The sequence below is a fragment of the Thalassotalea crassostreae genome (assembly GCF_001831495.1).
GTDB classification, from domain to species: Bacteria; Pseudomonadota; Gammaproteobacteria; order Enterobacterales; family Alteromonadaceae; genus Thalassotalea_A; species Thalassotalea_A crassostreae.
In genome coordinates this window covers 2,877,029-2,892,353 of the sequence record NZ_CP017689.1, presented here as the reverse complement: position 1 = coordinate 2,892,353, position 15,325 = coordinate 2,877,029, and the positions used below count along the sequence as shown (strand labels likewise).

At 38.1% G+C, this 15,325-nt stretch carries 13 protein-coding genes; 9 read left to right on the top strand and 4 right to left on the bottom strand.

Annotation, left to right across the window (positions count from 1 at the left end; genetic code table 11):
- The first annotated feature begins 138 nt into the window (after window positions 1–138).
- The 7 genes from LT090_RS12425 (at window position 139) to purF (ending at window position 8,468) form a co-directional block, all read left to right on the top strand.
- Window positions 139–2,319, top strand: coding sequence for a FimV/HubP family polar landmark protein (locus tag LT090_RS12425; RefSeq protein WP_068545656.1), 2,181 nt, complete (start codon window positions 139–141; stop codon window positions 2,317–2,319).
- Window positions 2,320–2,467: 148 nt separating this feature from the next.
- Complete coding sequence (gene truA, locus LT090_RS12420; protein ID WP_068545657.1) at window positions 2,468–3,250, top strand: tRNA pseudouridine(38-40) synthase TruA; 783 nt, start codon at window positions 2,468–2,470, stop codon at window positions 3,248–3,250.
- Between the two features lie 261 nt (window positions 3,251–3,511).
- Window positions 3,512–4,375 carry an acetyl-CoA carboxylase, carboxyltransferase subunit beta gene (gene accD, locus LT090_RS12415; protein ID WP_068545658.1) on the top strand — a complete coding sequence of 288 codons (864 nt, stop codon included), beginning with the start codon at window positions 3,512–3,514 and terminating at the stop codon, window positions 4,373–4,375.
- A 36-nt stretch (window positions 4,376–4,411) separates the two neighbouring features.
- Window positions 4,412–5,671, top strand: coding sequence for a bifunctional tetrahydrofolate synthase/dihydrofolate synthase (gene folC / locus LT090_RS12410; protein WP_068545659.1), 1,260 nt, complete (start codon window positions 4,412–4,414; stop codon window positions 5,669–5,671).
- Window positions 5,672–5,680: 9 nt separating this feature from the next.
- On the top strand, window positions 5,681–6,319 hold the full coding sequence (locus tag LT090_RS12405; protein WP_068545660.1) for an SPOR domain-containing protein: 639 nt from the start codon (window positions 5,681–5,683) through the stop codon (window positions 6,317–6,319).
- Window positions 6,320–6,410: 91 nt separating this feature from the next.
- Window positions 6,411–6,893 carry a CvpA family protein gene (locus LT090_RS12400; RefSeq protein ID WP_068545661.1) on the top strand — a complete coding sequence of 161 codons (483 nt, stop codon included), beginning with the start codon at window positions 6,411–6,413 and terminating at the stop codon, window positions 6,891–6,893.
- A 57-nt stretch (window positions 6,894–6,950) separates the two neighbouring features.
- Entirely contained in the window at window positions 6,951–8,468 is a 1,518-nt protein-coding gene (gene purF, locus LT090_RS12395) for an amidophosphoribosyltransferase (protein ID WP_068545662.1), read from the top strand.
- Window positions 8,469–8,605: 137 nt separating this feature from the next.
- Here purF and LT090_RS12390 read toward each other — a convergent pair whose 3' ends face one another.
- From LT090_RS12390 to LT090_RS12375, 4 genes are all read right to left on the bottom strand, one after another.
- Window positions 8,606–9,205, bottom strand: coding sequence for a Yip1 family protein (locus tag LT090_RS12390; protein ID WP_068545663.1), 600 nt, complete (start codon window positions 9,203–9,205; stop codon window positions 8,606–8,608).
- A gap of 381 nt (window positions 9,206–9,586) precedes the next feature.
- Window positions 9,587–9,865, bottom strand: coding sequence for a hypothetical protein (locus LT090_RS12385; protein ID WP_068545664.1), 279 nt, complete (start codon window positions 9,863–9,865; stop codon window positions 9,587–9,589).
- A gap of 128 nt (window positions 9,866–9,993) precedes the next feature.
- Window positions 9,994–11,361: an aldehyde dehydrogenase family protein gene (locus LT090_RS12380; protein ID WP_068545665.1), complete on the bottom strand. Its 1,368-nt coding sequence runs from the start codon at window positions 11,359–11,361 to the stop codon at window positions 9,994–9,996.
- Window positions 11,362–11,374: 13 nt separating this feature from the next.
- The gene (locus LT090_RS12375; protein WP_068545666.1) at window positions 11,375–12,034 is read right to left on the bottom strand and encodes a TetR/AcrR family transcriptional regulator; all 660 of its coding nucleotides are present in this window, start codon (window positions 12,032–12,034) and stop codon (window positions 11,375–11,377) included.
- 409 nt (window positions 12,035–12,443) lie between these two features.
- Here LT090_RS12375 and miaE point away from each other — a divergent pair, with 409 nt between their 5' ends.
- Together miaE and LT090_RS12365 are read left to right on the top strand one after the other, a co-directional pair.
- Entirely contained in the window at window positions 12,444–13,205 is a 762-nt protein-coding gene (gene miaE, locus LT090_RS12370; RefSeq protein WP_068545667.1) for a tRNA isopentenyl-2-thiomethyl-A-37 hydroxylase MiaE, read from the top strand.
- A 240-nt stretch (window positions 13,206–13,445) separates the two neighbouring features.
- Window positions 13,446–15,305 carry a DUF885 domain-containing protein gene (locus LT090_RS12365; RefSeq protein ID WP_068545668.1) on the top strand — a complete coding sequence of 620 codons (1,860 nt, stop codon included), beginning with the start codon at window positions 13,446–13,448 and terminating at the stop codon, window positions 15,303–15,305.
- Window positions 15,306–15,325 lie beyond the last annotated feature (20 nt).

The window sequence follows — 15,325 nt, the reverse complement described above, 5'->3', positions numbered from 1 at the left end:
AATACCACTGAAAGCCGCTGAGGATTTTTAATAGAATCCCAGCGGTTTCTGTTATATAGTGGTTTATTAATTGAATGTTAATCGATTAATATATTCGCGAATTAATAATAAAGTGCCCTTAAAAGGAAGGATCTTTTCATGGCAGCCAATAACGCAAGAACATCACGCCATAATATTCTACTGACATTTTTCGTTGGTATTTCTGTTGCGCTTAGTACATCATCTTTTGCTGAACAGCAAACTATTGCTGACAACACTGATAGCGACTTTGTTGAAGAAAACAAGAAAACCTACGGACCAATCCAATCATCGGACACGTTATGGAAGATAGCGGTTGCCCACCGCCCAGATACTAGCGTATCTAATTACCAGGTGATGATGGCGCTATTTAAAACTAACCCTAACGCATTCTTGCGAGATGATATTAATACTATGGTTGAGGGACAGTATCTTAGGATCCCAACGATAGAACAAATACGTGAAATACCGCCATTCCCATATGGCAAATCCGAAGCGGATCAACAGCAAGCGTTGGAGTCAGTTGCTGAACAAGATCAAATCAATGTGGCTGACAATGGCAGTGAAGATGCCGCTGATATTGAAATCGCCAGTACTGAAAGCGTTAGTGTTGAAAACAGCGAAGTTGAGCAAGAAGTAATTGTTGCAGAAGTATCAAGCGATGTTGAAGTAACTGAACTAGAGCAGGAGAATTCTCAACCCCAAGTAGCGGTTGCTGAAGCAGCAGTTCAAGAAAATACTTATACCGAACTACAACAAGAAAATAATGAATTAAAAGAGAGTTTATCTTCTGTAGATGATCAACTTTCTTATTTGCAATATGAAGTGGCTAAAGCCAATGAAATGCAATTAAAGCTCGACGAACAATTAGAGCAACAAAATAAATTATTGCAACAAGCTAAGTTACGTGAGCAACGCTTGTTAGCACAACAGAAAAAACTATCAGAACAAGGCCTTTTAGCTAATCCAATTGCTTACTGGTCGGTTAATGCTATCTTGGCCATTTTGGTTATCGTCCTATTCGTAAAAGTTTCTCGCCGTAAAGCGGCTGAACAAGCATCGCAAAAAAATACCACGACGAGCAAAGAATCTGCTGCAAATGAAAGTAAGAAATCTGATAAAAACAAGAATACCAATAAAGATGAAGCGGTAAGTCTTAGTAATGAAAGCGTACCGTTAATAACTGATGATGTGTCGAAAACGGAAGCAGACGTTGTTGCTGAATCAAAACCGGATATTACAGACGTAGCTGAAGTGCAGCCTGTCGAGCAATCCCAAGTAAAATCAGAAATTCGTGCTGAAACTGATGCACAACAAGACAATACTCAAATTGTTGATCCTAAAACTGAATCTTTTACCATAGATGAAAACCCTAATGTAAGCTCTGCATTTTCATCGATGGACTTTACCCCGGTAGAAGAAGACAGCAGCTTGTTGGATGAAAAAGCGTTACTTGATAATTTAGTTGCCGATCTTGAAAAACAACAAAAAGAACAACGCGAGCAAGATAATAAGGAAGTTGAAATCCAAGCTAATGCTGATGATCTAGATATTGATCAAATTATCGATGGAATGCTTGAAGATGAATCAAGACCAAGAAAACTGCGCAGTGCGAAATCAGAACCAGACAATGAAGATAGTAAGGTTGAAGAGAACTTTGTGAATGAAGAGTTCGTTGACGAAGAATTTGCCAGCGAGACTATTCCTGAAATCAATGATTATGATGATGTTGAGTTTGATAAACTTCTTGCTGAAATATCAACTCAATCTGAACCAGAAACTGATACCAACAGTAAACCCACTGCTAAAGCCAGCAGCAATGTAACTCCTTTGCGTCCGCAGAAAAAAGCAGTAGAGAAAGAGATAACTCAACAGGAAAATAAAGACACTAGCGAAGAGCAAGTAAGTGCTGAGAACGTAAATACAGCAACTGCCTCTGATGATAAAGACAGTGCTAGTGATGCAGCGAACACGGCTAAAAGTTCAGATAAGAAATCAGACGAGTTCATTGAAATAGATGAGCTTATTGAAGAATACTCTGTTCATGAAGAAGAGTCTGAAGTATACAAAGCCGATAGCATCGATGTAGGTCTTAATGAATTCCCTGAATTTGCTAACAATGTTAATCACGTTAATGTAGATGATGACAAACACGGTGTTAAGGCAAAGCTGGATTTAGCTCAGGTTTATATTGAAATTGGCGATTTGGATAATGCCGCTGTTATCTTAAAAAATGTCATGAAGTTAGGTAATTCAGCACAGCAACAACAAGCTCAAGATTTACTTTACTCAATGAAATAGAACCAATTTACTATCAATTATAAGACGCCGGTTTGCCGGCGTTTTTGTTTTCTAAATCGTCATTACCGCTTTAACTAATATTTTCTTATATTTAACCCAAAGATAATATTTGCTATATTAGCGCAAAATTTTTATTGGATAAGTAATCATGCGTTTTGCTCTTGGAATTGAGTATGACGGTAGCAACTATTGTGGTTGGCAACGTCAAAATCACGTAAACAGTGTTCAACAAGAGCTTGAACGGGCTTTATCGAAAGTGGTTAATCAACCGACTGAAGTGATCTGTGCGGGCCGCACGGATACTGGCGTGCATGGCACCAACCAAGTGATTCATTTTGATGCCCCTGTCGATAGAGGGGAGCGTGCTTGGACAATGGGCATTAATACTAATTTACCGAAAGACATTTCTGTGCGCTGGGGAATGCGAGTTGCTGACGATTTTCATGCTCGTTTTAGCGCGACTGCACGTCGCTATAAGTACGTAATTTATAACAGTCCTTTAAGACCCGCTATCTTTCACAAGGGCCTTAGCCATTGTTACGAACATTTAGACGAAGTATTGATGCATGAAGCTGCACAACAGTTAGTTGGTAAACATGACTTTACCTCGTATCGAACCGTACATTGTCAGGCGAGTTCACCTGAGCGTACGGTATTACATCTTAATGTGACGCGACAAGGTAATTATGTCGTTATTGATATTAAAGCGAATGCATTTTTGCATCATATGGTACGAAATATTGCCGGTAGCTTAATTCGCGTTGGTCGTAAACAAGAAACTGTCGCATGGATTGGTGATGTATTATCAATGAAAAACCGTTGTAAAGCAGGAATGACTGCACCATCTGGTGGTCTTTATTTTGTTGGTGTGGATTTTCCTGAACATTTTAATATTCCACAACAAAATGCTGGCCCATTATTTTTGTTATAGATGATAAAATCGTAAAAATCGGTTAAAAGTTAGGCAAAAGTATAGAAGTTGGGTTAAAATGCGACAAAACAGACCAGTTTTTACTGTGAATTGATAGTGGAAATGTGGTTAAATTAGCGCAATTTTATTTTATGGTTTGCTCGTGTTTAAATAATAACCACTAGCGGACTTACATTTAATGACTTTAATGGCTAGGTAGTTTCTAATTAAGATACAATCAGCGGTTAAAGTTTCATGAGCAGAGAATAGGTATACTCAATTATGAGCTGGATTGAAAAAATTCTACCAAAAGCAAAATCTACACCTGTTAGTAAGCATAATATTCCTGAAGGTGTTTGGAGTAAGTGTACAGCATGTGGTGCCGTACTATATAAAGCTGAGCTAGAACGTCAGTTAGGAGTTTGTCCTAAATGTGACCATCACATGCGTTTAAATGCTCGTACTCGTTTAGATTCATTCCTAGATAAAAGCGAAAAAGTAGAAATCGGTGCAGAATTAGAGCCTCAAGATAAATTGAAGTTTAAAGATTCTAAACGTTACAAGGACCGAATCGCTGCAGCACAAAAAGCGACTGGCGAAAAAGACGCATTAGTTGCTTTACGTGGTGAATTAAATGGTATCCCGGTCGTTGCGGTAGCATTTGAATTTTCATTCTTAGGCGGTTCAATGGCATCTGTGGTTGGTGCAAGATTTGTTAAAGCTGCTGAAGAATGTTTAAAGCATGATCTGCCGCTTGTATGTTTCTCTGCCAGTGGTGGAGCGCGTATGCAAGAAGCACTAATGTCATTAATGCAAATGGCTAAAACAAGTGCGGCGCTAGCTAAAATGAGCGAAAAAGGCTTGCCGTTTATTTCGGTATTAACTGACCCTACAATGGGCGGTGTATCTGCAAGTTTAGCAATGTTAGGTGATATCAACGTTGGTGAGCCTAAAGCACTAATCGGTTTTGCTGGCCCTCGTGTTATTGAGCAGACTGTTCGTGAGAAGTTACCAGAAGGCTTCCAACGTTCTGAATTCTTATTAGAGCATGGTGCAATTGATATGATCGTTGATCGTCGAGAAATGCGCTCTACGCTGTCTCGCATGATTGCTAAATTTATGGGACATCCAGAGCCAACTATCTAATTATTAGTTGATTACTCAATAGTCGAATAAATAGCTATGAACACAAACAAATGCCACTCATTTTCTAGTTTAGATGAGTGGCTTTTTTATTTAGAATCAATCCATCCTAGTGAAATTGATATGGGACTAACACGTATCCGAGAAGTCGGGCAGCGTCTTAATATTGATTTAACTAATTCAAAAATCATCACCGTGGCGGGTACTAATGGCAAAGGCACAACCTGTGCGTTTATTGAAAACGCTCTTTTGTCATTGGGTCACAGTGTTGCGGTATATAGCAGTCCTCATATCGAAACATTCAATGAGCGTTTGCGATTTAATAAAGCGTTAGTAGACGATAAGTCGTTAATTGATGCCTTTGCGCAAATTGAAACTGCCCGTGCTGAAATTACCTTAACCTATTACGAGTACACCACGTTAGCCGCTCTAATGATCGCTAGTGATAAAAAAACAAGCTTTCTTATTTTAGAAGTTGGTTTAGGTGGGCGATTAGACGCAACTAATATGATTGATTGCGATGTTGCAGTGATCACTAGTATTGATTTAGATCATCAAAGTTACTTAGGTGATACAAGAGAACTCATTGGTTATGAAAAAGCTGGTATAGCTCGCGCTGATAAACCTATTATTATCGGTGATACCGATATTCCAATCAGCGTTATTGAACACTGCCAGTTACTCAATTGCCAAATGTATAAACGCGGCGCTGAATTTAATATTACCGGTGATCGCCTGTTACAGCCTTGGGACCTCACTATTGAAAGCGAGTCTTTTAAATCATTAGCGGCAACGAATATTCCAAGAGATAATGTCGCGACAGCATTAATGACGCTTAGCGTCCTTGGCATGTCATTAAAAACAGATGATATTAACCAATGGATCAGTGATACCTGTGTTGAGGGACGAACAGAGGTTGTTCAAAATGAGCCAATGATTGTACTCGATGTTGGACATAATCCACATGCCGCGAGGTATTTGAATAAATTTGTAAAAAGTAATAATAAACCACAAGTGCATGCCGTATGCGCCATGCTCGCCGATAAAGATATTGAATCTACGCTAACTGAAATGCTCGATTGTATTGACCATTGGTATGTAGGAAATCTTGATGTATCGCGCGGAGCGAAAGCTGAAAAGCTGGAAAAAATACTGCAACAATCAGCTAATTCTGTGAATAGCTTTGACAATGTCAATGATGCCTATAGAATAGCTGTAAAGAATGCAAATAATAACGACATGATTTTGGTCTTTGGCTCTTTCTATACAGTAGCCAGTATTAAAAAGGCCATATTTTAAGGAGCCGTTTTGTCGACCCCGTTTCAAAACCGAATAGTTGGTACAATCATTGTTGCAGCCGCAGCTATCATTTTCCTACCGAATTTTTTCGATGGTGAAAAACAACAGTATCAAGCCCAGTTTGAATCTATTCCTGCTGGTGAAGAGCCAGTCACTCAAATAGAAATCAAAGATTTCCCCAATGAAGATTTTGAAGATATATCAGATCAACAACCAATAGTTGATGAAGAGCCGAGTGATTCACAATTGATTGCTCAAACCGAACAAAATTCAGCGTTAAATAAACCGCCGATTAAAGAAGCGGTGATTGAAGAAACCAAACAAGCCACTCCAAAGCAAACTACGACAAAAAAAGAAAAGCCAAAAGTTGTTAATGTGACGCCGCCAAGCGTTAATAAACAACAAGCTTATGTGATTCAGCTTGGTAGCTTTAGTGATAAAAACAATGTTGATAAGCTTTTAAAAGAATTAAAAGCTGCGGGTTACACAACCTTTACCAAACCAATCAGAACTTCTGCCGGAAAAAATTTAACCAAAGTATTTATTGGACCAGAGATAAGTAAAGCATCTTTGGAACGTAAGTTACCGAAATTAAAGAAGATGACAGGCGTGCAAGGAAGAATTGCTAAGTTTCAACCAGTTGATTAATTGCTTAACTGTGATTTTTAGTACAAATAATTAGTAAAACAGCGGGCGATTCTGTTAAAATGCGCCCCGTAAAAAGTAGGAAGACTTTAATATGGTTTGGATCGATTATGCCATCCTAATAATAATAGGCATATCAACGTTGATCAGCTTAGTCAGAGGCTTTGTAAAAGAAGCGGTTTCACTGATTATATGGATATCTGCTTTTTTCGTTGCAAGTGGTTTCTATCAAGACCTTGCAGCATATTTGACCAATATTACTGACCCAATGTTGCGTAATGCTGCGGCGATCGCAATTTTATTTATTCTGACATTGATTATCGGTGCAGTAATAAACTATTTAATTGGTCAATTGGTTTCAAAAACAGGGCTGTCGGGAACCGACAGAGTACTGGGTTTAGCGTTCGGCGCTCTTAGAGGAGCGCTCGTTGTAAGTGCCATACTATTTTTTATGGATGCTTTTACACCAGCTAAGGAAAGTGATTGGTGGCAACAGGCTAAACTTATCCCTGAGTTCAAAATAATAATCGAGTGGTTTTTTGAATATATAAAAAACACTTCAAGTTTTCTAACTTAATGTTATTTAAAGTAATTTAGCGTTTAAAATTTAAGTTTTCTTGCGGAGAGAAATTTCATGTGTGGTATTGTTGGCATAGTAGGTTCAACACCAGTTGGACAAGCTTTATATGATGGTTTAACAGTAATTCAACATCGCGGTCAGGATGCTGCTGGTATCGTTACAATAAGTGACAACAAATTTAGATTACGTAAAGGAAATGGCCTAGTAAAGGATGTATTCCATACTAGACACATGTTGCGCTTACAAGGTGACATTGGTATTGGTCACGTACGTTATCCTACAGCCGGGACGTCTAGCTCGTCTGAAGCTCAACCATTTTTCGCAAATTCACCGTACGGTATTTCATTAGCCCATAACGGTAATTTAACTAACGCTGATCAACTGGCAGATTGGTTATACAATAATGCTCGTCGTCATGTAAATACGACATCTGACTCTGAGTTATTATTGAACGTATTTGCTCACGAATTGCAAAAAACCGATAACCTTGATTTAACTCCAGAAGATATTTTTAAAGCGGTGACTAATGTTCATCGTCATGTACGTGGCGCTTATGCGACTGTGGCCTTGATTGTTGGTCATGGTATGGTTGCATTTCGTGACCCGCACGGCATCCGCCCGTTAGTATTTGGTAAACGTGAAACTGAATCAGGTACTGAATACATGGTAGCGTCAGAATCTGTTGCACTAGATGCGTGTGATTTTGAATTTATCCGCGACGTTGCACCTGGTGAAGCAATTTACGTTACATTAGACGGTAAATTACATTCACAACAATGTGCGCAAAACCCAACGTACAATCCTTGTATTTTTGAGTTCGTATATTTTGCTCGTCCTGATTCAACTATCGATAAAATGTCGGTATATGGATCTCGTGTTGAAATGGGGACTTTGTTAGGTAAGAAAATTTCTCGTGAATGGGAAGATGACGATATTGATGTTGTTATTCCAATTCCAGAAACATCATGTGACATCGCCTTACAAATCGCACAAAAATTAGATATTCCATATCGCCAAGGTTTTGTTAAAAACCGCTATGTTGGTCGTACGTTTATTATGCCTGGTCAAGCAGAGCGTAAGAAATCAGTGCGTCGTAAGTTGAACCCAATTGCGCGTGAATTTAAAGGCAAAAACGTATTACTAGTAGATGATTCGATTGTACGTGGTACAACGTCAGGTCAAATCATTGAAATGGCTCGCGCAGCGGGCGCAAAGAAAGTTTACTTTGCTTCTGCAGCACCTGAAGTTCGTTTCCCTAACGTATATGGTATTGATATGCCAAGCGCGAATGAATTGATTGCCCATGGTCGTGAACTAGATGATATCTGTGAATTAATTGGCGCAGACAAGTTAATATTCCAAGATCTTGATGATCTAATTACAGCGGTAGGTACTGGCAACCCTGATATTAAGCAATTTGAAACATCTGTATTTGATGGTCGTTACATTACGCAAGATATCGATAATGATTACCTTGAGCAATTAAACGCATTACGTAATAACGAAACCAAAGAAGAAACAGATAAAGAAGCTGATTCTATTCTTGAGATGTACAACGAAGGTTCAGATTAAACCTCGAACAATAATTGGTATAAGTTTTTGAATAGCTATATCAAGAAGCTTTAAAAAATCTATCCAATAAAAAAGGCGCTTAATAATAGCGCCTTTTTTGATCAATTTAATATCTGTTTTTGGTAAAAGGTTAATGGTTAACCCATAAATTCAGGGCCAAAACCTAACGTCCAAATCATCGCGGTACTTGCTAGCACGCACACCAACAATACTAAACCAACGGTGACCACAGAACTGGCATAGATAAAGCCTTTTTCTTCTGGAATATGCATCATGATTGGTACGCCAGAATAAAGTAAATAGACTGAGTAAGCGACAGCCAACATACCTGCCATTGCAACGAACCAAAGTACAGGATATAAGGCCGCTAAACCTACCATTAATATTGGTGTTGCAGCATAAGCTGCTAGCTCAAGCGCTTGGGTGAAATTAGGAGTAGCATCAAAAGTCTTTGCCATCCATTGAATTAAATATGCTAACGCAAATACACCCGCGATAATTGCTGCGTACATACCTGCTGCTAATACCATAGCACTGCTTTCAGTAACTTTAACTGGATCACCAGCACCTATGCTCCAACCAATATGAGCGGCAGCGTAATAGCCACAAATAGACGGTATTAAAGCAACTAGCATTATGTGTGATAATCCATACATTATACTTTCGTGGCGATTATCGATATCTGCCCATTCGTCTTTTGGATGTGTATATAGTCCCCAAATATGATTTAGTATCATTTTAACTTCCTCGATTGATCCCCATAAAACAATCTTTCCAAAACTCTATTTTAAATTTAAGTTTTAAAAAAATTGTACATCTTTTAAGCAATAGATTTGTTTTTTATTATTATTTTTATAATTGCTTACATCTAGTTATGTAATATGTTGGTCAATTCGTCAAGAGATGATTGAAATATAATCAAAAAAAGTCTAAAAATTTAGCAGTTTGGCGCGAATCGAAATATTAATGCTTATTACAATGCTAATGATTATCAATAAATGCTTATTTTCAGTTAAGCAATTTCAAAAGAAAAGTGAATACAAAAACCAATAAAGTGGGATATGAAAAAGCCCCGATATCGAGAAGTTAAGGATAAAAGCAGCGCTTAATAGGGGGGATTAACACACTTTCAGTCGAACCACTTTCATTGTCTCAAAATCCATTCCGGCAAGTTGTTTAATGTCTCGGTAATAGGTGATATTAACTCTAGCGCCTTTTAGTGATTGGTAAGGCTTCTTACGCTTATAAATAAATGGTACTTGATGATTATCTATCATCAAAGTATTGATATACCAATCATCATCTTGACGTTGTACGTGAGATGTCACTTTAACCGCATCACTATGAATGAGCTCTTGGTGATTGCTAAGAAGCTTTTTAACGTCTTTATTAGTCATATGATTAGTTTATCAGAGCTGTTCGCTGTTGTTTGAATGCACGCCAATGATAGCAATTATTTTAAACTAGCGAAAATAGAAAAGGTGATCATTGATCACCTTTTTATTTGTACATATTGCTAATAGCCTTAGCGAATCATGCGTAGTAGTTTAAACTTCAAACTAGTATAAGGCGCGAATCTAACCGGCAAGTCTTTTAAAAATGGACGCTTAAGTACCGATTTTAAATGGCTAAAATTATCAAAGCCTATTTTGCCGCTGTATTGACCCATACCACTTGGTCCAACACCACCAAATGGCAATTCTGGTACCGCGTTAAACATGATCACATCGTTAATACATTGGCTACCCGAAGAAATGTTAGCGACCCAATCGTTTTGCTTGGCACTGTCTTTAGTAAAGATGTAAGACGCTAGTGGTTTGTCTCGGGCGACAATAAATTCTTTCGCCGCTTGATAATTATCAATAGTAATAATTGGGAAAATTGCGCCGAATATTTCATCGGTCATTAGTTTAGAATCCAGAGCTGGATCTTTAATGATGGTTGGTGAAAAATATTTTGCTGCAATATCAAACTCACCACCACAAACAATGTCACCGCTATCAAGGTAGGTACTAAGACGTTCTGTGTGACGTTCATTGACGATACGACCATAGCTATCGCTAGTCTTTGGGTTATCGCCGAACATTAAAGTGATTTGTTGTTTTAAAGCGTTGATTAATGGTTCAACCATGTCTTTGGTCGTTAGAATGTAATCAGGGGCAATACATGTTTGTCCTGAATTAATCCATTTTCCCCAAGCCAAACGTTGCGCCGCGATGTTGATGTCGATATTGCTATCAACAAATACAGGGCTCTTACCACCTAACTCAAGTGTTACAGGAGTTAAATGTTTTGCCGCGGCAGTCATTACAATCTTAGCGACCATGCCATTACCGGTATACATAATATGGTCGAAAGGTAGCTCTAATAGAGCAGTAGTTTCGGGTACAGCACCTTCAACAACATTGACAGCATTTTCATCTAAGTATTTAGGCACTAATTCTGCAATAAGTGAAGAAACAGCAGGTGCTAATTCTGATGGTTTTATTACTGCACAGTTACCCGCAGCGATTACTGCCACTAATGGTGCAAACACCAATTGCACAGGGTAATTCCATGCGCTCATGATTAACACTGAACCTTTTGGTTCAGGTTTAATATAAGATGAACCAGGTTGTGCGACGATAGGTGTTGAAACCCTACGTTTTTTGCTCCACTTATTCAGTTTTTTAATGACGTGATCAACATCGCCGGTAATATAAGAAAGCTCAGTTACCCATGACTCTAATGCGGGTTTACCTAAATCTGAATCTAAGGCCTCTAACCAACGAGATTCATTGTCAGCAATCATAGCTTTGATTTGTTTTAATTGCTGTTTCCGCCAAGTTAGATCTCGAGTGATACCTTGGTTAAAGTATTTTTTCTGATTTTCAATTAACGACTGATATTGCATTGTTTGTCCATTTTTACTGACGTTTAAGCCCCATAACCCAACTTAACTGACGTTTAACTAATACTAAAATATCACTTAAGTTAATATCCGTATTATCCATAGATAAGTATTTATATTGGGTCCGAGTCAATGCAATCATAGTTAATTCTGCATCGACCTCTGGGTCTACTTTATTAAAATATCGAGCAAACATTATAAATTGATTTAGCATAATATCGATATGTTTATTTGCTAAATCTTTTAGTTCTGCAGAATATACCATTTCAGTGAAAAATATTTGTTCTACCGCTAAACCAATTGGACGCTGAAGAATGTTTTCATACATGTGATGGGCAGCTAGGTTGCTCAATTGTTCACATAACTGCTCGCGCACAGATACTTTACGTAAACTTGTTGCATCATAACTATCTAAAAGCTCAAATGCTTGGCGCCATTCTTCGCTGGACGTATATAGCATCTGATCTGAGCTTAATAAAATGGCTTCTCTAACTAACTCTTTTATATCTTTAAAATAATACGTGGTTAATGAAAGTTGCGTGTCTGCTTTTTGGGCAACAGCTCTATGAGTGGTTGCTTTTACCCCTTGAGTTGCGATTACTTCGATTGCCGCTTGCAATATTTTAAGACGAGTTTGTTCGCCTTTTGCTCTGCGATTTACTTTTTGTGTAGACATTATTTTTAAATACCAATGTTGGAGTTAACAACTATGCGGTTAACATAATTGCAACACCCCAAATAAGCAAATCTTTTGCACTGTATTTTGGCAAAATAGAGAATTATTTTTCTTATGTGCAGGTGTTATTAAATATACTATTTAGCTATAACTGAAGTGATTATTACGCAACGATTTTAAGGTCTATTTTGAAGGTGTAGTATTATTGTATATAACTAACACTTAAAGTCTATATTTTGATAATTGGCACTCGATATCGGAATATTATTCCGACGAATGTTTTAAATAGGAAATGTTTAATAACCTGTATTCATATCTAGAGTCATTAGCTTTCTCTGTGTTAAAATGGGTAAAGAATAAACATCAAAGCATCTATTAAGTGTGCTAATCGACCACAACGAAATTAACTATGACAGCCAACGAAAACCTTTTAGCACCTATCTATAAGTTCTTAAAATGCACGACCCCTGACGAATGGGTAGAGCAAGCCAAGAAAAAACAAAATCTTACTATGATTTTAATTGATCACCTCGTCTGTGAGCTAAAAGCGGCGCAATCTGCAATGTTTCTAATTCGTAAATATGCGGTTGATGCAGAAAGTGGTCAGGCGTTATTAGAATGGCTTCGTCCATTTGAGCAGTTTGTATATAAAAAAACAGGTGATTGGAAAGAGTTTCCAAATAAAAATAAGCTCTCAAAATCTGTTATACCAAAATCTAACTCTCCATATGGTCAAGACTTGATTGATAAAATGGTATTGCTGATCAAAGAAGAGTTGCATCATTTTTATCAAGTATTAGAAATAATGGATGAATATGGAATAGCGTATAAACATATAACGCCAGGACGATATGCAAAAGGTATGTTGTCGCATGTGAAAACCCATGAACCTGATACGCTAGTGGATAAATTAATTTGTGGTGCTTATATCGAAGCGCGCTCTTGTGAGCGGTTTGCGAAATTGGCGCCACACGTTGATAAGCGGTTAGGGGACTTTTATATTTCTTTATTACGCTCTGAAGCTCGACACTATCAAGATTACCTGACCCTTGCAGAAGAAATTGCCGGTAAAGACATTACTGAACGAGTGAAGTTTTTCGGTGAAAAAGAAGCTGAGTTAATCTCGTCACCCGATAGTGATTTTAAGTTTCATTCAGGCCTGCCAATTTAACAAAAATAAGTAGGGTCAGATCAAACTTTATTTTTTAAAAGTCGAGAAAGTATGATCTGACCCTACTTATGGAAATTTGACTGGCTAGCACAAACTAAAAAATTCGAAGGCTTTTAGTGAATTTAAGTTGTAACAAACTATTTAATTTCAGTCATTTTGTTGTTATTCATCGACACTCTTACTATTATTTGAGCTTCATGTTTTGTCATAGACAAAGAAATACATAAGGAAAATAATAACATGCGTAAGTCTTTAGTCGCGTTAAGTTTGGTTGCAGCACTATCAGCCTGTCAACAATCTGAACCAACTCAATCTGCTTCACAAGTTACCACTGCGATCACAGCTGAACAGCAACAAGCAGAAACAAAACGTTTAAACGAATGGTTTGCTGCTAAGTATGAAGAACAGTTACAAACTAGTCCTATTATGATGACATTTTTAGGGCGTAAAGACCGATACGATGAAGTTGGAGACTTTAGCGAAGAGGAAGAAAAACGTCAGCTGAAATGGCAAGCAGATTCTGTTGCTGATATGAAGTCTAACTTTAACTATGACTTGCTTACTGATGAAGGCAAAATCTCTTACGATATTTGGATTTACCAATACAACCAAACGGCCGAAGGAGAAAAGTTTAACCACAATGGTTATATCTTTACTCAAATGCAGGGGATTCAGTCATTTGCTGCGCAGTTTATGATTAACTTCCACAAAGTTGATGAACTGAGTGACATGCAGGCTTATAACAAGCGTATCATTGGTTTAAGTGAAGGTATTGGTATATTACTCAAACGAGCTCAAGTGAATGCTGAAATGGGCGTTCGTCCACCTCGTTTTGCTTATGAAGGCGTTATTGACCAAGCTTCCAATTTAATTAACGGCGCACCGTTCACTGATAGTGAGAATGATGCTGCGTTATGGCAGGATGCTAAGCGTAAAGTTGCCGCCTTAGTTGATGCGAAAAAAATCGACCAAGCACAGGCAGATGAATTACTTGCACAGAGTAAGAAGGTGCTGATGGAAAACTTCTTGCCTACGTATCAAGATTTAGTTGCATGGTTTAAAGAAGATATCAAAAATACAGATGAAATTGCTCAAGGTGTAGCTAACCAACCAAATGGTAAAGCCTATTACAATTTCCGTTTAAAAGCCTCTACGACTACCAACTTAACTGCCGATGAAATTCATCAAATCGGTTTGTCGGAAGTTGCAAGATTAACGGCTGAGATGGAAGCTATTAAAGAAAAAGTTGGCTTTGAAGGTGACTTACAAGCGTTCTTTAAATTTATTAAAACTGATCCACAGTTCTATTATCCAAATACCGATGAAGGCCGCCAAGGTTATATCGATGACACCGAAGCATTTTACGCCACTATAGATAAAAAGTTACCTGAGTACTTTGGTATCTTACCGAAAGCAGGTCTAGAGGTTAAACGTGTAGAAGCATTCCGTGAACAACCAGGTGCTGCAGCACATTACTTCCCTGGCACGCCAGATGGAAGTCGCAATGGTATTTATTACTTACATTTATCTGACATGAGTGCAATGCCGAAAACTGAATTAGAGGGTGTGGCATATCATGAAGGTAATCCTGGTCACCATATGCAAATCTCAATTGCGCAAGAGTTAGAGTCTGTTCCACAGTTCAGAACTCAAGCAGGCTTTACCGCTTATAGTGAAGGTTGGGGCTTATACTCTGAAATCTTGGCTAAAGAGATGGGCGGTTACCAAGACCCATATTCTGATTTCGGTCGATTGGTGAATGAAATTTGGCGCGCAGTACGCTTAGTAGTTGATACTGGTATTCATTCAAAAGGTTGGGGCGAAGACAAGGCAATCGAATATTTTGCTGCCAATGTACCAACACCGATGACGACAGTGAAATCTGAAGTTCAACGCTATATGGTTTTACCTGGGCAAGCAACAGCATACAAAATTGGTATGTTGAAGATTCAGGAACTTCGAGCGATGGCTGAAAAAGAACTTGGTGATAAGTTCGATATTCGTGGCTTCCATGACACTATCTTAGGCGGCGGTGCTATGCCTCTAGATATTTTGGAGCGTCGAGTGAAAACTTGGATTGAGACGGTTAAGTCTGCTTAGTCGCTAAAGACCGTTGTTAA